Source organism: Acinetobacter sp. IRS14 (genome assembly GCF_034650275.1).
In the GTDB taxonomy this organism is placed as follows: domain Bacteria; phylum Pseudomonadota; class Gammaproteobacteria; order Pseudomonadales; family Moraxellaceae; genus Acinetobacter; species Acinetobacter oleivorans.
On record NZ_JAOVFN010000015.1, the window covers coordinates 67,027 to 88,445 of the forward strand.

20 protein-coding genes and 1 pseudogene are annotated in these 21,419 nt (G+C 39.0%); 9 read left to right on the forward strand and 12 right to left on the reverse strand.

Annotated features, from left to right (window positions below):
* Positions 1 to 61: 61 nt before the first annotated feature.
* From parC to ODQ17_RS13465, 5 genes are all read right to left on the reverse strand, one after another.
* Positions 62 to 2,281 (reverse strand): DNA topoisomerase IV subunit A, encoded by a 2,220-nt coding sequence (gene parC, locus ODQ17_RS13445; RefSeq protein WP_322904307.1) that lies wholly within the window; start codon positions 2,279 to 2,281, stop codon positions 62 to 64.
* A gap of 152 nt (positions 2,282 to 2,433) precedes the next feature.
* Positions 2,434 to 3,753, reverse strand: a complete 1,320-nt coding sequence (gene niaP / locus ODQ17_RS13450; protein WP_009392333.1) for a niacin transporter NiaP — start codon at positions 3,751 to 3,753, stop codon at positions 2,434 to 2,436.
* Between the two features lie 79 nt (positions 3,754 to 3,832).
* Positions 3,833 to 4,477 carry a trimeric intracellular cation channel family protein gene (locus ODQ17_RS13455; RefSeq protein ID WP_004795225.1) on the reverse strand — a complete coding sequence of 215 codons (645 nt, stop codon included), beginning with the start codon at positions 4,475 to 4,477 and terminating at the stop codon, positions 3,833 to 3,835.
* Between the two features lie 45 nt (positions 4,478 to 4,522).
* A complete protein-coding gene (locus tag ODQ17_RS13460; protein ID WP_322904309.1) occupies positions 4,523 to 4,990 on the reverse strand; it encodes a YchJ family protein in 468 nt (155 codons plus the stop codon).
* 72 nt (positions 4,991 to 5,062) lie between these two features.
* Positions 5,063 to 6,655: a TerC family protein gene (locus tag ODQ17_RS13465; RefSeq protein ID WP_192455830.1), complete on the reverse strand. Its 1,593-nt coding sequence runs from the start codon at positions 6,653 to 6,655 to the stop codon at positions 5,063 to 5,065.
* A gap of 326 nt (positions 6,656 to 6,981) precedes the next feature.
* Here ODQ17_RS13465 and ODQ17_RS13470 point away from each other — a divergent pair, with 326 nt between their 5' ends.
* The 4 genes from ODQ17_RS13470 (at position 6,982) to dinB (ending at position 11,062) form a co-directional block, all read left to right on the forward strand.
* A complete protein-coding gene (locus ODQ17_RS13470; RefSeq protein ID WP_013199154.1) occupies positions 6,982 to 7,605 on the forward strand; it encodes a TIGR00730 family Rossman fold protein in 624 nt (207 codons plus the stop codon).
* Between the two features lie 172 nt (positions 7,606 to 7,777).
* The gene (gene mdtD, locus ODQ17_RS13475) at positions 7,778 to 9,169 is read left to right on the forward strand and encodes a multidrug transporter subunit MdtD (protein ID WP_151826328.1); all 1,392 of its coding nucleotides are present in this window, start codon (positions 7,778 to 7,780) and stop codon (positions 9,167 to 9,169) included.
* 77 nt (positions 9,170 to 9,246) lie between these two features.
* Complete coding sequence (locus tag ODQ17_RS13480; protein ID WP_322904316.1) at positions 9,247 to 10,005, forward strand: glycoside hydrolase family 25 protein; 759 nt, start codon at positions 9,247 to 9,249, stop codon at positions 10,003 to 10,005.
* 1 nt (position 10,006) lies between these two features.
* Positions 10,007 to 11,062: a DNA polymerase IV gene (gene dinB, locus ODQ17_RS13485; protein WP_151989346.1), complete on the forward strand. Its 1,056-nt coding sequence runs from the start codon at positions 10,007 to 10,009 to the stop codon at positions 11,060 to 11,062.
* A gap of 4 nt (positions 11,063 to 11,066) precedes the next feature.
* On the opposite strand, the pseudogene ODQ17_RS13490 reads toward dinB, so the two are convergent.
* A pseudogene (locus ODQ17_RS13490) lies at positions 11,067 to 11,183 on the reverse strand (hypothetical protein).
* A gap of 193 nt (positions 11,184 to 11,376) precedes the next feature.
* Here ODQ17_RS13490 and ODQ17_RS13495 point away from each other — a divergent pair.
* On the forward strand, positions 11,377 to 11,730 hold the full coding sequence (locus tag ODQ17_RS13495) for a RidA family protein (protein WP_322904320.1): 354 nt from the start codon (positions 11,377 to 11,379) through the stop codon (positions 11,728 to 11,730).
* A 147-nt stretch (positions 11,731 to 11,877) separates the two neighbouring features.
* Here the strand turns inward: ODQ17_RS13495 and ODQ17_RS13500 are convergent, their stop codons facing one another.
* The 4 genes from ODQ17_RS13500 to ODQ17_RS13515 form a co-directional block, all read right to left on the reverse strand.
* Entirely contained in the window at positions 11,878 to 12,378 is a 501-nt protein-coding gene (locus tag ODQ17_RS13500; RefSeq protein WP_013199159.1) for a DUF2726 domain-containing protein, read from the reverse strand.
* Positions 12,379 to 12,689: 311 nt separating this feature from the next.
* On the reverse strand, positions 12,690 to 15,074 hold the full coding sequence (locus ODQ17_RS13505) for a YgiQ family radical SAM protein (protein ID WP_322904322.1): 2,385 nt from the start codon (positions 15,072 to 15,074) through the stop codon (positions 12,690 to 12,692).
* 212 nt (positions 15,075 to 15,286) lie between these two features.
* Positions 15,287 to 16,546 (reverse strand): esterase-like activity of phytase family protein, encoded by a 1,260-nt coding sequence (locus tag ODQ17_RS13510; RefSeq protein ID WP_322904324.1) that lies wholly within the window; start codon positions 16,544 to 16,546, stop codon positions 15,287 to 15,289.
* Between the two features lie 150 nt (positions 16,547 to 16,696).
* Complete coding sequence (locus ODQ17_RS13515) at positions 16,697 to 17,101, reverse strand: helix-turn-helix domain-containing protein (RefSeq protein WP_322904326.1); 405 nt, start codon at positions 17,099 to 17,101, stop codon at positions 16,697 to 16,699.
* Positions 17,102 to 17,182: 81 nt separating this feature from the next.
* On the opposite strand from ODQ17_RS13515, the gene ODQ17_RS13520 reads away from it, so the two are divergent.
* The 4 genes from ODQ17_RS13520 (at position 17,183) to ODQ17_RS13535 (ending at position 19,358) form a co-directional block, all read left to right on the forward strand.
* A complete protein-coding gene (locus ODQ17_RS13520; RefSeq protein WP_322904328.1) occupies positions 17,183 to 17,668 on the forward strand; it encodes a DUF2938 domain-containing protein in 486 nt (161 codons plus the stop codon).
* An 18-nt stretch (positions 17,669 to 17,686) separates the two neighbouring features.
* Complete coding sequence (locus ODQ17_RS13525) at positions 17,687 to 18,253, forward strand: flavodoxin family protein (RefSeq protein ID WP_322904330.1); 567 nt, start codon at positions 17,687 to 17,689, stop codon at positions 18,251 to 18,253.
* 4 nt (positions 18,254 to 18,257) lie between these two features.
* The gene (locus tag ODQ17_RS13530) at positions 18,258 to 18,470 is read left to right on the forward strand and encodes a DUF2798 domain-containing protein (RefSeq protein WP_199944067.1); all 213 of its coding nucleotides are present in this window, start codon (positions 18,258 to 18,260) and stop codon (positions 18,468 to 18,470) included.
* A gap of 279 nt (positions 18,471 to 18,749) precedes the next feature.
* Positions 18,750 to 19,358, forward strand: coding sequence for a lytic transglycosylase domain-containing protein (locus ODQ17_RS13535; protein WP_322904332.1), 609 nt, complete (start codon positions 18,750 to 18,752; stop codon positions 19,356 to 19,358).
* 52 nt (positions 19,359 to 19,410) lie between these two features.
* Here the strand turns inward: ODQ17_RS13535 and cysK are convergent, their stop codons facing one another.
* A complete protein-coding gene (gene cysK / locus ODQ17_RS13540; protein ID WP_322904334.1) occupies positions 19,411 to 20,409 on the reverse strand; it encodes a cysteine synthase A in 999 nt (332 codons plus the stop codon).
* 277 nt (positions 20,410 to 20,686) lie between these two features.
* On the reverse strand, positions 20,687 to 21,229 hold the full coding sequence (locus tag ODQ17_RS13545; protein ID WP_322904336.1) for a GNAT family N-acetyltransferase: 543 nt from the start codon (positions 21,227 to 21,229) through the stop codon (positions 20,687 to 20,689).
* Positions 21,230 to 21,419 lie beyond the last annotated feature (190 nt).

The following is a 21,419-nucleotide window of genomic DNA, read 5'->3' on the forward strand; positions in this document are numbered from 1 at the left end:
TTCAGTTCATTGCTTGAACATGTTGCCATATATAGCGTATTTATGTTGCCAGACGCTAGCTTTATCTCTGAATCAACAGTTTATTTGCTTTTTGATATCCACGTGGTAAGAGCTGACCTTTTGAAGCTCGTTTACCCATATATTTTTGTAGATCATCACCTTTTAATTTTAGATGTTGCTGACCTGCAACCACCTGAATTATTTCATCTAAGTTCAGGGTTGTCATGGATAAAATTTGCTCTTTCTCATCAAGTTGTATCAACTTATTACCTTTACCCTTATTTAGATTTGGTAGTTCTGCCAAATCAATAATCAAGAGTCGACCTGCTGAGCTGAGCACCGCTAAGTGCGTCATATTCTGAGCAGATATTAATGGTAAAGCTTTTGATTTTTCAGGAACAGACAAGAATGTCTTACCTGCCTTGGCATTGGTATCTAACTGTTTAGTTTGAGTTTTAAACCCATAACCAGAGGTACTCGCAGCGATAAGTTCTGACTCTTCGTCTTCTAGATAAACCTGAATAAACGACACACCACTTGCAGGAGCAAGTTTAGAACTTAAAGGTTCGCCCAAACCTCTTGCTGATGGCAAACTACTAATAGGCAAGGCATAACTACGCCCTGTCTCATCAAGGAAATAGATCCGTTGATTGGTTTTACCCACAGCGTGACTTAAATATTGGTCGCCCGCACGATAGTTTAAATTCTCTGCATCAACATCCGCACCTTTTGCAGCACGAATCCATCCAGCTTCAGATAAAACCACCGTTACTGCTTCAGCTGGCATTAAATCCTGTTCTTTAATCTGAACAGCTTCAGCACGCACCACGATTGGAGAACGGCGTTCGTCACCAAACTTTTTCGCGTCTTCTTTTAATTCACCAATAATCAGATTTTTTAAAGATTCTGGATTTTCCAATTGCTCACGAATAATGGCAGCTTTTGCAGCAAGCTCATCTTGTTCATGACGGATTTCCATCTCTTCAAGTTTTGCTAAATGACGCAACTTGAGTTCTAAAATTGCTTCTGCCTGTATCTCATCAATATTGAAATGTTCCATCAAGACAGGTTTAGGCTGATCTTCTTCACGAATAATACGAATGACGGTATCAATATCAAGATAAGCAATTAAAAGACCTGCCAAAATATGCAGACGTTTTTCAATTCGGTTTAAATGATACTCTAAACGACGAGTTACCGTTTTTTTACGGATCTCAATCCATTCAAGCAAGATACGACGAATCGATTTAACCTGAGGACGTCCATCCTCACCAATCATGTTTAAATTAACACGGTAGCTCGACTCTAGATCGGTGGTTGCAAATAAGTGGCTCATTACCGCTTCTGCATCAATACGGTTAGAGCGAAGTACAATCACTAATCGTGTTGGGTTTGCATGATCCGACTCGTCACGAATATCAACGACTAATGGTAGCTTTTTGGCCTGCATTTGGTCGGCAATTTGAGTAATCACCTTAGAGCCCGATACTTGATAAGGCAGTTCAGTAATCACGATTTCATTTTTTTCGATGGTATAAACCGCTCGCATGCGGTAACTACCACGACCAGTGGTCTGGATTTTGAGTAATTCTTCTGGCGGAGTAATAATTTCAGCTTTTGTTGGTAAATCTGGCCCTGGAATATATTCAGCCACTTTTTCATCTGAAGTTTGCGGGTTACGAATTAAGGCAATCGTTCCTTTAATCACTTCACGTAAATTATGCGGAGGAATATCCGTCGCCATACCAACGGCAATACCGGTTGTGCCGTTGAGTAGAATATTAGGAATACGCGCTGGCAACGTAATAGGTTCTTTTAATGAACCATCAAAGTTATCTTGCCAGTCAGTTGTGCCCTGACCTAACTCATTTAATAACAACTCACTGTAGGCAGAAAGTTTTGCTTCGGTATAACGCATCGCAGCAAATGACTTAGGATCATCTGGTGCCCCCCAGTTACCTTGTCCTTCAATTAAAGGATAACGATAACTAAATGGCTGAGCCATCAATACCATCGCTTCATAACATGCCGAGTCACCATGAGGATGGTATTTACCGAGCACATCACCTACTGTACGTGCTGATTTTTTTGGCTTGCCGCTATTTTTTAAGCCTAGCTCGCTCATGGCATAGACAATACGGCGCTGTACAGGCTTTAAGCCATCACTGATATGCGGCAATGCACGGTCCATAATGACGTACATGGCATAATTCAAGTAAGCCTGTTCAGTAAATTCGGCTACAGAGCGGTTTTCTGTCGCTTGATGCGCAAGGCTGGTCATAGTCAGCTTATCTTCCAAATCAGTCGTTATTTTAAATGAGTCTTATGCTAAGTGGGCTATGTTACAGACACAAGAGGGAGTCTGTCACCTGAGCGTCAAATTATGTCTCATCTCTCTATATTTTTAGTTACTTGCTATAAAGTTAGGCAAAACTAGAGACCTATCGACTCTAGTCTTTTCCCTTGGGTTTCTTCACCTAATATTAAAATTACAGCCGCGACCAAAAGTAAAACAACAGTAAACATCATAAAAACATGGCTAAATCCATGCTTTGCAACCATCATATGAGTAACGACAATCGGCGCCAAAATTCCGCCTAAACGCCCCATTGCCGATGCCCAGCCCGAACCAAAAGCCCGAATATTGGCTGGATATTGTTCTGGCGTATAGGTGTATAACACGCCCCATGCCCCTAAATTAAAGAAAGACATGAGACAGCCCCAAAACATAATGCTATTTACGCTGTCGGCTTGTCCAAAGAAATATGCAGACAATGCACAAAACCCGATAAATGAAGCGAGAGTAATTTTTCTACCCAATCGCTCTACAAACCATGCTGCTGCCAAATAACCGGGTAGCTGTGCCAAAATCATCAGCAAAACATATTCAAAAGATTTAACAATGTCATAACCCTGTTTCACCAATAAACTTGGCAACCACGTAAAGATACCGTAGTAGGAATAGACGATCCCAAACCAGATGAGCCAAAGCATTAAACTACGGCGTGCAAAAGGGCCACTCCAAAGTTGTTTAAAAGAGACCTTTTGTTGTATAGCGACAGGCACAACTTCAATGTGATGAACGATTTGAACACCCGCCTGAGCTTCTAGTTTTTGAACTAATGTATGCGCTTCTTCAATACGTCCACGGTTAATCAGGTACGGTATCGACTCGGGAAGTTTTTTCCAAATCACTAGAATATAAATCAGAGGGAGGCCGCCCATCAGAAATGCGATATGCCAGCCAAATTTAGGAATAATAAAATAAGAAATTAACGCTGCAACTAACCAGCCTAAACCCCAAAAACTTTCAAGTAATACAATAAAACGACCACGTACATGTGAGGGTATATATTCACTCACCAATGTCACCGCAACAGGTAACTGCCCACCAAGTCCAAGGCCAACAATAAAACGGAAAATCAATAACCATTTTAAATCTGGAGCAAAAGCACATAAGGCGGTCGCAATACTATAAATTGCCATGGTTGTGGCAAATATTGTCTTTCGACCAAAACGATCGGCTAAGGCTCCCGAGCAAACTGCCCCAATAGCCATTCCTACAAAGCCAATACTGACAATCCAACCGCTTTCGGCTGGTGTTAATGCCCAGTCTTTAACAAGCGTTGTCATGATAAAAGCAATAATACCGGTGTCCATCGCATCAAACATCCAACCTAAACCAACCACCCACAATAATGTGTAGTGGAATTTGCCAATTGGAAGATTTTGTATACGTGAAACCAGATCCATAAGAAAACTCTACTGGAAAGAATAAGTGAGCAATACAATATTTAATTGTTATAGCATGCTCACATCGTATTCTGCATGATTAATGTTCATCGGTTGATGAAGCTGATTCTGCATCGTCATCTTTATAAATAAACTTAGGCATTTCTAAGCCGAAATAGATCGCAATCAAACGCAGAGTAAAACCGAAAATTAAGGTTGAAATAACAGTTAACTCTAAACTGAATCCCAAATCTAAGCATACCCAATAGCAAATGACCGCTACAAAAGAAATACTCGCATAAAGTTCGCGACGGAAAACGAACGGAACGTCGTTACATAAAATGTCACGCAAAATACCGCCAGAAACGCCAGTTAACACCCCAGCTACTGCCGATACGACAAAACCATGCCCCATTTGTAAAGCAATCTGACAACCAATAATGGTAAATCCAATTAGACCTAAGGCATCGAGCACCAAAAAGATGTTATGTAAATGACGCATCCATTTGGCAATAATGATTGTGACAAATGCAGCACAACAAGTCAGAACTAAATATTCAGGATGTTTTACCCAAGTTAAAGGATAGTGACCAAGTAATACATCACGTACAGACCCACCACCTAAAGCAGTCACACAGGCAATCAGTACGACACCGAACCAGTCCATACTCCGTCGCCCAGCAGACAGTGCGCCTGTCATGGCTTCGGCAGTAATCGCAATAATATAAATAACGGTGAGTAACATTGCCCTTTCCCTCAGGCCAAACGGTGCGCGTATTTTAAGATAAAGTTATAGGAATTGTGCACAGCATTGTTTAAATTTTTTTCCAGAGCCACATATACAAGGCTGTTTCATGGTGACATGCATATCTACCGTGGGATCAAGAAAAAACCATTGTTGTTGATGATATACAAAATGTGAAACCTCATGGTGAACCTGAGCTTTTTGTCCATCATGATAATGTGCCTTGAATTCAACCTGTGCATGGGTTTTATCGAGTTTTTCTTTGGCGTTAACGACGTCTAAACCCAACCATTGATTTTGTTTACTCCAGTCTGCAATAGCATCTTTATCAAGTGCAGTTTGCTGACCTAAAGCGGTTGTTTGAACAATATAATCAATTTGCTGTAATGCAAAAGCACTATAACGCGAACGCATCAGCTGCTCTGCTGTCAGGGCTTTTGCTGTGCCTAAATGTAAAGGCTCACAGCATTCTGCATAGCTGCCTTTTCCACATGGACAAATGTGTTGAGTCATTTTGTGTTTCTCAAATAAAAAAATAGCTCAGAGTTGAGCTATTTTATGATGTTTCTAGACTTAAAATGTCATTTAATCTTTTGATTCATCTTGTTCGATAGAAACAATATGAACTTTCTCGATTTTATGACCTTCCATCGTAATCACTTCAAAGCGATAACCATCTGCTTCAACAGCTTCACCATTTTCTGGTAAACGGCCTAAATGGAACAGCAAGTAACCTGACAAAGTTGAATACTGTTCACTCTCATCGACCAAATCACGGCCTAATAAAAGTGATACGTGGCGAATGTCCGTTGAACCTTCAAGTATTAATGAACCATCTGCCAAACTCTCAGCGGCTGCATCTAGCTCATCTTCATCAGGGAATTCACCCGCAATGGCTTCTAGAATATCAATTGGCGTTGCAATACCTTCAATTGAACCATATTCATTTAAAACGATTGCCATTTGTAACGGTGCTTGACGTAATTGCTCCATCACCATAAGTACTTGAGCATTTTCATGCACAATGACAGGTTCACGTAAATGCTTTTGGAAATCGACTACACCTGTTTCAATAAAGCCATTTAGAACTTTATGAGTAAGTGCAATACCTTCAATATTATCAAGCTCACCACGTGCAACAATCAAACGAGAGTGTGTCATTGACATTAAACGTTCTTTTAAAACTTCTGGTTCGTCGTCTAAATCAATCCACTCAAGTTCAGGGCGTGGAGTCATAACAGACTTTACAGGACGTTCTGATAAACTAAGAACACCTTGCACAAGCACACTATGATAAGCGCCATTTTCTTCATCAAATACTTCATCTGCAAAAGCTTGTGTAGCCAATACGTCTTCTTTATCAGAAGATTGCGTATCTGAGCTAGAACCACTGCTTTTACTGCCTAACATACGTAACACGGCTGAAGCAGTGCGATAACGTAAGTCTGTAGTTGTAACCAGTTTTTCCTGATTGCGACGCATGCTTTGGTTGATAATTTCCACCAAAACCGAGAAGCCAATTGCAGCATATAAGTAGCCCTTCGGAATATGGAAACCAAAACCTTCCACCACCAAAGAGAAACCAATCATCATCAAGAAACCAAGACACAGAATAACAACCGTTGGATGCTTATTCACAAAATCCATGAGCGGTTTCGATGCCCACAACATGATTCCGACAGCAATTACAACTGCAACCATCATAATAGACAGTTCTTTCACCATACCTACAGCGGTAATCACACTATCTAACGAGAACACAGCATCAAGCACAACAATCTGGACAATGACCATCCAGAACGCAGCATGAACAGGGTTATCTTCTTTATGAAGTTGATTACCTTCCATGCGCTCATGCAATTCCATGGTGCCTTTAAAGAGCAAGAACACACCACCGAACAACAAGATCAAATCACGCCCAGAGAATGGGTGATTAAAAATATGGAAGAGTGGTTCTGTCAGTGTCACGACCCAAGCAATCGAAGCTAAAAGTATTAGCCGCATTCCTAAGGCGAGTATTAAACCAATTATACGTGCTTTAGCTCGCTGCTCTGGCGGCAGTTTTTCAGCCAAAATAGCGATGAAAACGAGGTTATCGATCCCCAATACAATTTCAAGAACGATTAAAGTTGCTAAACCCACCCAAGCAGATGGATCAGACATCCATTCAAAGATCATCGATCCTGCTCCTGTGCTGATTGGATTTTATCTTTATTTGGCAACACAGCAGGCATGCCCATACAAAGGAGGGAAAATGTTTTTTTAGGACAAGAAATTAAAACGGAGCGACTACAACCACTACCCATATTTGTTCATATGTTGTTAAACGAATTTTTAGTATAGGCAAGATTTAACATAAATTCATCATTTTTATTTGTTCATGACAGGCATTCACTAAACCCATACAAAACGTTAGTCTTTACTATAAATCTGCTTATAAAGTTGTCATATTTTTTGCTTAGTGTAGACAAGAAATATGAACGTGATAAGGTGAAAATAAAACAATGAATAGCGTATTAACAATGGCAGTAAATGATTCACCAATAACAGCTGTAAAAACAAAACAACCTCTTATTGCATTATATTGTGGTTCACGTGCGGGAAATAACCCGATCTACCGAGAAAAGGCGATTGAACTCGCTCATGGAATTGCTGACCAAGGTTTCGGTTTAGTCTACGGTGGTGCCAGTATTGGTTTAATGGGACAAGTTGCTGAAAGCGTTCTCGCAAACGGCGGAGAAGCTGTCGGTGTCATTCCTGAATTTATGCTCGACTATGAAGTAGCCCATGCTGGCTTAACCGAATTACATATCGTAGAAACCATGCACGAGCGCAAAGCCATGATGGCAGAGCGTGCAAGTGCATTTATTGCATTACCCGGCGGTTTAGGAACATTCGAAGAAATATTGGAAATAGCCACTTGGGGCCAACTTAATCAACATCAAAAACCCATGATTTTGTATAACGTAAATGGCTTTTATAATGCATTGATTGCCCAACTAGACCATGCGGTTCAAGAAGGTTTTCTTCCCCTTCAGCACCGAGCTAAATTAATTGTATGTGATGATGTCGATCAAATTTATAACGTCATTAAAAATTTAAAAATGCCGAAAAGATTTGTTGTTTAGTTACCCACCTACTCTCCATAAAAAAGCGGTTCTGCCGCTTTTTTTTGTTTTAACTATTTTCACCGCTACCTTCAAAAGCACTTAGATTTATTAAAGGGGTAATCAACATTGTCTTACTTTTTTTACTTTCAATTTGTTTTACACTAGACCAAAACGTTAACTTTCAAATGTTATGAATGCCACGCCGACTCACCAAGCCTTGCAACCTGAATATCGCTTACTCGTACTTTTGGTTTCCATTGGCTTTTTTATGCAGGCTTTGGACACAACAATTGTAAATACAGCTATTCCTGCAATGGCTCACCATTTAAATGAAGACCCTCTACGCATGCATAGCGTAGTTGTGGCCTATGTTTTATCAGTAGCTGCCTGCATTCCTTTAAGTGGATGGTTAGCAGACCGCTTTGGTGTTAGAAATATTTTCTTATCGGCAATCGTTATTTTTACTTTAGCCTCTTTAGGTTGTGGTCTTTCTCAGAGCCTCAATGAACTCTTATTTTTCCGAGTCATCCAAGGCGTAGGCGGAGCCTTACTACTTCCTGTTGGCAGACTATCACTTTTAAAGATTATTCCCCGAACTCAGTTCTTAGCTGCAATGAGCTTAATGAGTCTTGCAGGTTTACTCGGGCCGTTGGCTGGTCCAACTTTAGGTGGCTGGTTAGTTGAAGTTGCAACTTGGCACTGGATTTTCCTGATTAATATTCCCATGGGTATCTTAGGCATCTTAATGACATTAAAAGTCATGCCTAATTTAAAAGAACCTTCAGTCAAAACATTTGATTTAGGTGGCTTCATCTTATTAGTGGTGGCCATGATTGGATGGTCTTTGGGTATCGAACATTTAGCCTCACCTGAATATTCAAACTGGTTCAGCATTTCACTTTTAGTCGTCGGCATAATTGCAACACTTTGGTATGCCTATCACTCCCACACTCATCAAAATGCATTATTCCGCAGTCGACTCTTTAGAAACAAAATCTATGCGATTGGTATTTTAGGTAATTTCTTTGCCCGCTTTGGTGGTAATGCTTTACCTTTTGTTTTACCGCTCATGCTACAGGTGGCTTTTGGTTTTGAACCCTTTATTGCTGGTTTAATGATGATTCCACTGGTGTTAGGCTCGTTATTTTCAAAGCCAATTGTCAGACCGATTATCCAAAAGATTGGCTATCGACGTTTTTTACTCATCAACACAACGCTGGTCGGGCTATGTATTGCCTCTTTCGCCATCATGACAGTCGACACTCCAACTTGGTTTAGAGCCTTACACTTTTTCTTATTTGGCACATTAAACTCACTGCAATTTGTGGGTATGAACACGTTGACCTTAAAAGATTTGCCTCAACAAGATGCAAGTAGCGGTAATAGTTTCTTATCGATGATCATGATGCTATCAATGAGTATTGGCGTAGCACTTGCGGGCACACTCATTAATATCTTTACTGACTATTATGGAGCTGACCATGTGACCACTGCATTCCATGTCACTTTAATTTGCCTCGGCTGTATCAATGTCATTACAGCGCTTATTTTCTGGCAAATTCCAAAAAATACCCCCGTATAAGCCGTTGCATTTTTAGCGTGGTTTCTCGCTCGCGAATCACGTTATGATGTCGGCTTCAAATCTTTAATGAGTTTTGCATGACCAAACTGGCTAAAACCTTTTTCACAGCACGGTACAATACCTTTATCGGAATTGGCTTGGGATGTGTTATGGGAGTTCTGGCTTATTTTGGTCTGTTCTATCAGCAAAAAGCCGTTGCACAAGATTATCCAGTTCAAGGCTTTGATATTTCTCATCATCAAGAAGATATTAACTGGAAAAAAATATCACCGGAAAAGTTCCAATTCGTTTATTTAAAAGCAACTGAAGGCGGTGATTACAAAGATTCAAAATTTCAAGAAAACTGGCTCAAAGCTCGTGAACATGGGTTTCATGTAGGGGCTTACCACTTTTATCGCCTGTGTCGTGATGGAAAGACACAAGCTGATAACTTTATTGCGACTGTACCTAAAAAATTAGATGCTCTTCCTCCCGTCATTGATCTGGAATATGACGGTAACTGTATTAATTCGCATACCAAAGAAGAATTACTTAAAGAAATAGGCATCATGCATGATCGCCTAAAACAGCATTATGGCAAACAGCCTATATTTTATATTTCTAAAACTTTTTATCACATTGTGTTAATCGGTAGTTTTCCTAATACACCACTTTGGGTTCGTGATTATGAAGGTAAACCTGAACTTAAAGACAAGAGAAAATGGCTCTTTTGGCAGCATAGTAATCAGGGTAAAATTGAAGGGATAATAAAGCCCATAGACTTAAATGTTTATGAGGGTTCAGTCAAAGAATGGCACCAATTCTTACAGCAGCAAGGCATCGTGAAAGCACAATAATATGCGCAAAATCATTCATATCGATATGGATGCCTTTTATGCATCAGTCGAATTGCGAGAGCGTCCTGATCTAAAGCATCTCCCTGTGGTTATTTCTTCGCATCATCCGCGAGCTGTCATTGCTGCTGCATCCTATCCTGCCCGTGAATTTGGTTTGCGTTCAGCCATGTCGATGAGTCAGGCAAGAAAACTATGCCCTCAAGTCGTTATTATTGAACCAAATTTTGAAAAATACCGCACAGTCTCTGCTCAAATTCACTCTATTTTTCAGCAATATACTCTGCTTATTGAACCTTTATCGCTCGATGAAGCCTATTTGGATGTCACAGAAAATCTAAAACAGATTGCGAGTGCAACCGAGGTTGCGATGCATATTCGGGAAGATATTTTTAGGTTAACTGGACTGACTGCATCAGCAGGTGTAGCTCCTAATAAATTTTTGGCAAAAATTGCTTCAGATTGGAATAAACCGAATGGCTTATGTGTAATTAAACCTTCGCAAGTCGCTAGTTTTATTCAAGACTTGCCACTTAAAAAGATTCCTGGAGTCGGCAAAGTCACTCAGGAAAAATTACAGCAACTTCAACTACATACTTTGGGCGATTTACAGAAAATTGAAGAGGCTGTTTTAGTTCACCACTTTGGTAAATATGGGCAACAGCTCTATCTATATGCACAAGGAATTGACCATAGACCTGTTCAAGCTGAAAGAGCTCGCCAACAAATTTCGAAAGAGACAACTTTCGATAGTGACTTTACTTTGGTTCAATGTCAGCCCTATTGGCAGGGACTAGCCGAGAAAGTCTGGCAAAGCTTAGAGAAAAAACAGCTCAATGCACGTGGTGTGAATATTAAGCTTAAACTCAAGAATTTTCAGACTTTACAACATAGTAAAAGCTTTAAAAGACCGATCCAGTCGCTACAGGACTTAATCCAAGTTTTATTTTTATTATTAAATGAAATGCAGATTCCTGAACATTTTCAGTTCCGCTTAATTGGTATAGGAGTTTATCAATTACAAACCCAAGCGGATGACTTCCAACTTAACCTTTGGTGATTGATTAATTTTCACTCAAAAGAGCAACTTTTAAACAAAATAGACTCCCTTTTACTGAGACTTTAGAGTAACCTAATCAACGCATATTCATTACCCATGTATTTGCAACATGCCAAAGCAACCTTTACTTTCGGCATATCGTCCTGTGATTGGCGTGACGACCAAATCCGAATATTACAGGGCTCTTTTGATACATGGCTTAGATATCCCTTCATCACAATAATCTACTGAAATTCCTTTCTGCTTGCTTGCACCAACCCAGTAACTCTTCATAAAATCAAAACTATTAAATAAAACCACCCTAGAGCATTTTTATGACGGTAAAGCGTTTACACATGACTTCACGCTACTGCGAAGTTGCGATTTCAGGTAATTTGGTACATTTAGCTGGCCAGCTCGCAGATGATACAAGCGTAGATGTTACAGCACAGACTCAACAAACTTTAGATAATATTGACCGTCTATTGGCAGAAGCTGGAACAGATAAAACCCATATTCTTTCTGTTATGATTTTTCTAAAAGATATCGACAAAGATTATGCAGCAATGAATGCAGTTTGGGATGCATGGATTAGTGAAGGACATCCACCAGCACGTACTTGTGTCGAATCTAAACTTTATGCACCAGACGTGCTTGTAGAAATGACGGTTGTTGCAGTACTTCCATAATTTTTATAAATATAAAATGACACTAAATTGAGCAATATCCCTAGTTATATTGCTCAATTTTTTAGTAGTTTTAACATTTTTAATGTCAGCATGTTATTAAGATCTTCTTTAATGAGTTCTCTAATCAATTGCTATAATCTCTAATTTTTAAGACTTCACAAACGCATTTGACATTCTTTCTAGTTGCGGCGTTGCATGTAAAGTTGCCATCTCTGTTTCTGGTGTCAATAAGTCCCTTCTTAGATCGTGATAATCAGGCACCTCACTGTAATGCAGTACACGATAGCCAGCCAATTGTAATAGACGACGTTCATATTGCTGATGCGCACGGCGTAAACCATTTTCACCAAGAACAACAATGACAACAACCTGATAATTTTGATCAAGTACAACAAAATCAGCTGCCATATTTTGATATTTTCGACGTGTATGCGCATATTTTGTAGTTAATAATGCATCAAAGGATACATGTGCCAACACGGTAAATTTAGGTAAAACTGTTTGTAGTCTGGTTAATGTCATTTGCTCATGGCTAGTTAATACTGCACGGCGCTTCAAGGCACTATCATGTTGATGCCTTCGCGAAAGACTTTTCACTGCCATTACAACAGCCAAAAATAATAATAAGATCGTGATTAAATAGTACATGGGTCCAATCCTTTAGGTTTTTTATAATGATTTTGCTAGATCACACTTTGTTTTAATTGATAACGACACAGCCGTTTTTTAAAAGGTTCACTTAGTAATTTCACTTGTAGTTATCAAGCTTGGCTTAAATTTAGCCACCCTCACATTATTTATAATCATAGAGTCTACAACAATCAAGTGCAGCTCGTCAGATTTTTGCTATTTATCATTATTCGTTACGTTTTTTGTACTTTTAATCTTCAAAAATCTCACTATACGATTTAAATAGACACTTTAAAAACAAAACAGGCTCTATTTAAGAGCCTGTTTTATCAATATCCACGAACCTTGCTTTTAGGTTTACTTTTTCCACCAAATGGTCTTTTCTCACCTGTTTCACGAGGAGGCAAACCAGTGTGCTGGGTTAAAACCTGTCCTTTTTGTGGACGTTTTTGCCCTGCTGCTGAACGAGATTGTCCCTGACCACGTTTTGCTGAATCACCCGCTACAGAAGAGTTCTTCTTACGTGCCGACTTATATTCACCTTCAGCAGTACCTTGTGGCTGATAGGTCGGGATCAAGTGCTGCTTTGAATTACCAATTAAATCTGCACGCCCCATTTCTTTTAAAGCTTCACGAAGCAATGGCCAGTTGTTTGGATCATGGTAGCGTAGGAATGCTTTATGCAGACGACGGCGTTTCTCACCTTTTACAATATCAACTTTTTCAGTATAGCGAGCGACTTTAGCAAGCGGGTTTTTGCCCGAATAATACATAGTTGTTGCAGTTGCCATTGGCGATGGATAGAACGTCTGTACCTGATCGGCACGGAAACCATTCTTTTTCAACCAAATTGCAAGGTGCATCATGTCATAATCTGAAGTACCCGGATGTGCTGCAATAAAGTAAGGAATTAAATATTGCTCTTTTCCTGCTTCTTTACTGAAACGGTCAAACATTTGTTTGAAACGATCATAAGTACCAATTCCCGGCTTCATCATCTTAGATAAAGGACCATTTTCGGTATGTTCAGGAGCAATTTTTAAATAACCGCCAACGTGGTGTTGTACTAGTTCTTTTACATATTCAGGGTTGAGTACGGCAAGGTCATAACGTAAACCTGAACCAATCAGAATTTTCTTCACACCTTTAATTGCACGTGCTTTACGATAAAGCTGCACTAAAGGTGCATGATCAGTATGCAAGTTTTGACAAACGCCTGGATATACACAAGAAGGTTTACGACAGTTCTTCTCAATTTCTGGGTCTTTACAATGCAAACGGTACATGTTTGCCGTTGGACCACCTAAATCTGAAATAATACCTGTGAAGTTAGGTGCAGTATCACGGATTTTTTCAATCTCACGTAAGATCGAATCTTCCGAACGGTTTTGAATAATACGACCTTCATGTTCTGTAATTGAACAGAATGTACAGCCGCCAAAACAGCCACGCATAATATTGACCGAGAATTTGATCATATCAAATGCAGGGAAACGCGCATCACCATAAGTAGGATGTGGCAAACGTACATATGGTAAATCAAACACATAATCCATTTCCTCAGTCGTTAGAGGAATTGGTGGTGGATTAATCCAGACATCACGTTCACCATGGCGTTGAACCAAAGCACGGGCATTACCCGGATTAGTTTCAAGGTGCAATATACGGTTTGCATGCGCGTAAAGCACGTGATCATTTGACACTTCTTCAAAAGAAGGTAAACGAATTACAGCCAACTCGCGTGGAGGCAACTTGTGTTTAATTGCTTTTGACGGTGCCGGCTTTAATTGAACGATTTGAGTGTCGTCATCGAGTTTGTCGCCTTCACGCACAATCGGATTTGCAACAATCTCTTTCTGGAAATCTTGATACTGAGCTAAAGAGTTACCCTTTTCTTTTTCAACCTCACAGCCATCAATATCTTCAGTCATGACATAGGGGTTAATAATTGGATCAACACGCCCAATCGTATCTACATCATTACTCGCAACTTCAACAAACTTTGCTTTTGATGCTTTGTTATGTTTATTAATAATAAATGCTGTACCACGAACATCAGTAATCTCGTGGATTTTTTCACCTTTGGCCAAACGATGCATCACATCAATAATGGCACGCTCACCATTACCATACATGAGTAAATCGGCTTTTGAATCCATCAAAATCGAACGACGAACTTTATCTGACCAATAATCGTAGTGCGCAATACGACGTAAACTACCTTCAATACCACCTAATAACACTGGTACATCTGGGAAAGCTTCACGACAGCGCTGGCAATAAACTGTTGCTGCGCGGTCAGGACGTTTATTTGGTTCATTGTTTGGAGAATAAGCATCATCAGAACGGATTTTACGATCTGCCGTATAACGGTTAATCATCGAATCCATATTACCTGCGGTTACACCCCAAGCAATCGTTGGCTTACCTAAAACGCGGAAGCTTTCAACATTGGTCCAATCTGGCTGCGCAATAATTCCGACACGGAAACCTTGTGCTTCAAGTACACGCCCAATCACACCCGATACAAATGATGGGTGGTCAATATAAGCATCGCCACAGACTAAAATAAAGTCACATGCATCCCAGCCGAGTTGGTCCATTTCTTCTCGTGACATCGGCAAAAATGGTGCGGGTTCAAAACACGACGCCCAATATTTGTCGTAATCAAACAGCGCTTTGGGCGCAGTCTGCATGGTGTAGGCAGTAGACATGGCTTGCGAATCTCGGCTAGCAGATGGAGGAGAGACATCTAAAGATGAAAGCTGATCATTTTAACATGAATTTCATTCATTTTCCCTGTTTATAAAACATGCGAAAACAACAATATAGAAATTAATTTGATTAAACTTTACTCAATATTTTATTCTTGGAAAAAATACGGCGGAACAAAATCCGCCGCAGTTTTAATTTTTATTTGTAGAGATTAGAACAACGCTTTTGGCAAACGAATCTGAATAATCTCATTATCATCAGCCAATTTTGCATTACGTCCTGTCGAACCAGGGAAGTTATTATCATTGAAAACAGTAAGCGTTGTGCCATTTTCAATAATCACATCTTCAATGGTTTCAAATGGGAAGGCAAAAACCTGTCCCGTACCAATATCCCCTGCTCTAGCTGTGCCATACAACAAATTCGGGTTAGCAATTTTAATTAAATCGACTAAATCTTCACGGCTTACTAGCTGACCTGACTCATTTAATTTAATACGGATTAATTTTTTATATCCGCCTAAATTATTCTGGGTCGCATCACGCTCAATAATAATGCCTTCTTTATCATTAAAGAGTTGGAAGTCACCAATATTGGTTACCTTGCTGTCTAACTGGAACCAATAATATTTTCCTGTATACGCTTTTTTCTTCAGATCAAATTGAGAAATCAGTAGTTGTCTTTCTGTTTCCCGAATTGATTTAATTGGCTTTTCTATAAGCGGGTAAAGATACTGCCCATCTGGTGAAATTGCCATTCCTTCAAAACCACCACTTTGCTGAACCAAAGGCTCTACAAAATTAATTTGCGCTTTATTAAACTGATTTTGTGGTGAACGTAATTCTTGAGTCGGATTTAATGGATTTGGTAAAGCGATTGGTGCATCTAATAGCACACCGTCCGCTGAAAAATGAAGTAAATAAGGTCCAAACTCATCCCCAATCCAGTAGGTCCCATCATTAGTACGTTGCATAGACTCTGGATCAAAATCTGCACCCGTTAATAAACGCTCAGCTGTATCACCATTCACGATATTAAATGGAATTAATTTGTTCGGATCACGCAGCTGGATAAAGCTTTGCACAGTTACTTGACCCGTGCCTTTAGCTTTAGTTTTGAAATCAGGTTTTAATTTATAAATACGAAGTAAAAAATCTGCTGAATTATCTTGAGTTCCGAAACCGTTATCAGCCATTGCCATATAACTGCCATCTTCATTTTTTAATGCAGCAGAAAAGCCTTGTACAGGTTGACCCTTAAATGGAGGATAAATTCCATTTGCACCTTTCACATATGCCCCAGAGTCTGGGCCAGCCGCATAAGTTTCTACAGGTAATTTGGCAAAAGAAATTAAGGTCGGTTCAGTAACTTTTTCATTAGGTGAAGTTTGTTCTTGATCGTTATCATCATTACATGCCGTCAATCCTAAACTGGCACAGCATAATAATGCGACTAAAGTTTTTTTGCTCATAGTTTTATACAGTTGGTAAAAAATTAAGCAAATTTAATCAAGCTTATATGAAGTTTTTACTTCAAAAAGATGAAATCTTTATGGCGAAAATATGACAAGACCAACTATTTAATAGAACCTTAAAAATTCAACCTCTTCGCTAAAAACTGATTAAAGTTTTGTTGGCTGATATTCTCCCGCAATTGCTGCTTTTAAAAAGTTCTGGAAGGTTGGACATTCCATATGATTTTCAGCAGGACATACCGCAGCATGTTCTAATCCTTGACTAATAAAATGCAATCGTTTTGCCATTTGTTTTAATTGTTCAGCTTTATCTTTTAGTTTTTGCCGATCAAGCTCTGGCTTACCATCTTGTCCAAACATTGTTGCGATTTCATTTAAAGAAAAACCTGCGGCACGACCTAAAGCAATGAGTGCCAATTGATCAAGCACTTGTTTCCCATACTGCCGACGTAAACCTTGCCGCCCTATCGATTTAATTAATCCTTTCTCTTCATAAAAACGTAGTGTTGCTGTTGTGACTTTTGCCCTTTTAGCGACTTCACCAATATCCATAATAACCTCTTGACTTCAAGTGAACTTTAACTTGCACAATAAATTTATCACGTTTCAGACGTATAAAAGCAAGGTTTCAAAATGAATCTCTCCTCAACGTTCTTTCAGGCTTTATGCCTTGGTATTGGCGCAACAATTATGATGGATATCTGGCTGTTAATATTAAAGATATTCAAAATTCCCACCTTAAACTTCGGCTTGCTTGGACGTTGGGTCAGCTGGATATTTCACGGAAAAATTATCCATCAATCTATAGCTCAAAGCCCTCAAATTAAGGGTGAATATTTATTAGGCTGGATTGCTCACTATAGTGTCGGACTAATCTTTTCATTTAGCTTTCTTTTAATTGTTGGCTCAGATTGGCTTAGCCATCCTCAGTTTTATTCAGCACTTCTGTTTGGTGTAGTCACCGTTCTCATTCCTTTTTTTATTATGCAACCTGCGATGGGTAGTGGTTTTGCTTCTTCAAAAACCCCTCGTCCTTTTTTGAACTGCCTAAAAAGTTTGATGAACCATAGTGTTTTTGGTTGTGCCTTATATCTCACTGCAAAACTATTTCAACTTTAAATAAAGAGGAAACTACTCATGAAAACCGTTGCCATTATTTACTATAGTCGCCAAGGCCACACCCAATTTATTGCTCAGCAAATTCAAACTGGTATTTTGAGCCATAAAGATATTAAAGTAGATTTACTCAATGCTGAACATGTTGTCGAAAACCCAGAAATCCTAATTCAATATGACGGCTTAATTTGGGGATCCCCCACTTATTTAGGGGGTGTATCTTCTAAGTTAAAACAACTCATGGATGCAACTGGTCCATTATGGAAAAAGCAGAGCTTTAAAGGAAAACTAGCGGCTGGCTTTACCGTATCTTCCCTTCCCGCAGGTGATAAACAATCGACACTAATTTCAATTTTTACTTTTTGCATGCAACACGGCATGTTATGGGTCGGCAACCCGATTATGCCAGAACAACACCAAGGTATTCCTTATACTCAAGCAGCCAATCGTCTAGGCTCATGGTCAGGCTTAATGGCTCAGGCTGAACATGGCAGTAATGCTGATAGGTTTGATGAAGGAGATATTAAAACTGCTCAACAATTTGGAGAAAATTTTGCATTAACCTTAAATGCTTATCAAGGAATATAAGACCATGAAAGCACAGAGGCTTTTATTTCTCTTAATTTTATCAGGAATGATGTCTTTTATAATTTCAGGCATTTCAACTTTTAAAGTAGTTGGGCTAAATCATCATTTCCTTTCATTGTGGGTATCAGCTTGGATTATTGCATGGATATTGGCTTTTCCAAGTGTATTGATTTGTGCGCCTATAGCTCAGAAACTTGTCGACATTGTATTTAAGTAAGTTAAAACGTACAAAAATTGCGGCGATTTGCGGATATTCATCTTTAGTATTTTTTCATAATATATGAAGCATAGAGAGACAGGATGTCTCATTGAAGAAGAATAAGAACGCAGGAAGCGGTAGTTGACAGGAGTTAGCTACATAAGCTGAATACGAAAGAACCTCGACAGGATGTCGGGGTTTTTTCATTTTAATTATACAAAATTCTTACTCTTTGCTTGTGCTGAGCAACAGAACTTATATTGATCGATTAATTACAGCTGAATACCATGATTTCATTTGAAATTTGATTATCGGTTTTGTATTTTGCTTACCTCATCTTTATCTAACAATTATTTTAAACCGACTCAAATAAACATTTTGGGTCTCAAATTTTTCGTAATTGCTTTAATGACAATAATGACTGGGTGTACAAGCTTAGGCCCGAATAGTGGTTCATTTTCATGGCGTTCAAATAAGCTCTCGTCTGGTCTACAAAAAGCTTATTCTGTTCCACAAAGCACAGCAAATCGGTTATCTCCGATTATTATTCAAAGTGCTGACCAATATAATGTGCCCCCTCTTTTACTTGCCGCGGTCATAAGACAAGAATCGAGTTACAATACTAATGCGCTATCACCTACGGGTGCGGTAGGTTTAACTCAAATTATTCCCAGCTATTGGCAACAAAGTTGTGCTGGTAATTTGTATGATGAATCTACAAATATTCAATGTGGTGCTTATATCTTAAATCACTATTATCAGTCAGCGGATAGTTGGTTCAAAGCAACAGCTTATTATAATGTGGGACCAACTGGATATGAGCGAAGCTTCTGGACACGGCACAAAGCTAAAAAATATGCTCGATCTGTTAAACGTCATCAAAAAGCTTTAAAAAGTGCCCTATAAATAAGCTTAAATAAAAGCCCATCAATAGATGGGCTTTTTTATACAGTTAATTTTATTCGTCAAATAAACCGTCAAACAGAACAGAAGATAAATAACGCTCCCCACTATCTGGCAGAATAACAACAATAGTTTTACCAGCATTTTCAGGGCGTTCTGCAATTTTTGCCGCCGCAGCCAAAGCTGCGCCACTTGAAATACCCACTAGAATACCTTCTTGGGTTGCACAGTTTCTTGCCCACTGAATTGCTTCTTCGCTAGTCACGGGTAAAACTTCATCCACAAGATCTAAATCAAGATTCTTTGGAATAAAGTTCGCACCAATTCCCTGAATTTTATGCGGCGCAGGTGTAATGTTCTCTCCATTTCTAGTTTGAGTAATAATTGGAGACTCAGCAGGCTCAACGGCTACAGAATACAAAGGTTTATTTTGAACTTGTTCGAAATAACGAGAAATACCACTAATTGTGCCGCCAGTACCAACACCTGCAACCAAAATATCGACTTGTCCATCTGTTGCTTGCCAAATTTCAGGACCAGTTGTGTCTACATGAATTTGAGGATTCGCTGGATTTTCAAATTGCTGAGGTAAGAAATAAACATCTGGCTGTTCAGCTGCTAATCGAATGGCTTCATCAACTGCACCTTTCATCCCTTTCGCTGGTTCAGTTAAAACTAAATTGGCGCCGAGTGCTTTTAATACTTTTCTACGCTCAAGGCTCATACTTGCAGGCATAGTTAGAGTAATTGGATAACCTTTTGCCGCAGCAACAAATGCCAATGCAATACCAGTATTACCACTGGTTGGCTCAACAATATGCATACCTTCTTTTAACACACCACGCTTTTCTGCATCAGCAATGAGTGCCGCTCCGATACGACATTTCACAGAAAATGCAGGATTACGGCTTTCCACTTTTGCTAATACGGTTGCACCAGTTTTAATCAAACGATTAATGCGAACTAAAGGAGTATTGCCAATAGCTTCTGCATTATTTGGATAAACTGCTATTCCTAAATTATTGGGTGTTGGAAATTGCTGATCAGTAGACATGTTATATCCTTATTAGATTTGGAATGATTCTGAATCATTATAAGCTTCTAGAATAAACAGGAAAGTAGAAAAGCTAAGTAATGCCTGAATTCTTAAATGAGGAGTGTCTCTTGTCATAGATTTCTTTTTAATAAACAAAAAATTAAGAATTATTTTAAAAATCAAATTATTAGATTAAATAAGTTTATTTTCCTATCTATATCTTACATTATTAAGACTACGCTAATCTTCTTGTTACAGACTAAAGCTAATGTTTTCCAAAATTTTATATAGCGAGTCACCAAAGTTCTCCCTCTCTCCAATCGGCACAAATACTATCATCTTCTAAATTATGAGTTAGTCGCTCCGTCAGCATAGCGCTCAACGGAAATAGCATAATTTGATAATTATCTGTTAGATAAGTGGAAGCATCTTGTTTGATGTATAAATCCCCCCACCATGAAATCCAATCTAATTTTTTATAAAATGTCTCATCTTCAGGCTGTAATGCCGCGAGTTCATAGCCTAAAGTAGTTAAAGCATCAGTTAAATATTTTAATAATTTAGATGCGAGTCCTTTTCCACGCATTTTGAAATCAGTAGTCACATACTCTATGTAAGCAGTTTTTAAAGTAATACCATCTTTTAAGGTGAAAATTCGATCTGTCCATAAAGCATGTGACACAATATTACCATCCAATATGCCTATAATATGTATAGCATTTTGCATGAAGGTATATTGACTCCAAGGATCTTCATCAAAAGCAGTAAAACATAGGTCAGCAATCTGTTGTCGCTGTTGCTCATTTAGATCTTGGGCTGCGATGATTTTAAAGTGCATAGGCAGAAACTCAATTTTAATTGGATACATCATAAGTAAAAAACAAAATCATATGAAGTATTTTTAATTAAAGCACTTTAATGGTTTACTTTTATTATTTTCCACATAGAAGAACACCCCGACCTCTTTCGGGGTCGGGGTGTTAGAATAATGAGCTGGCGATGACTTACTCTCACATGGGAAACCCCAC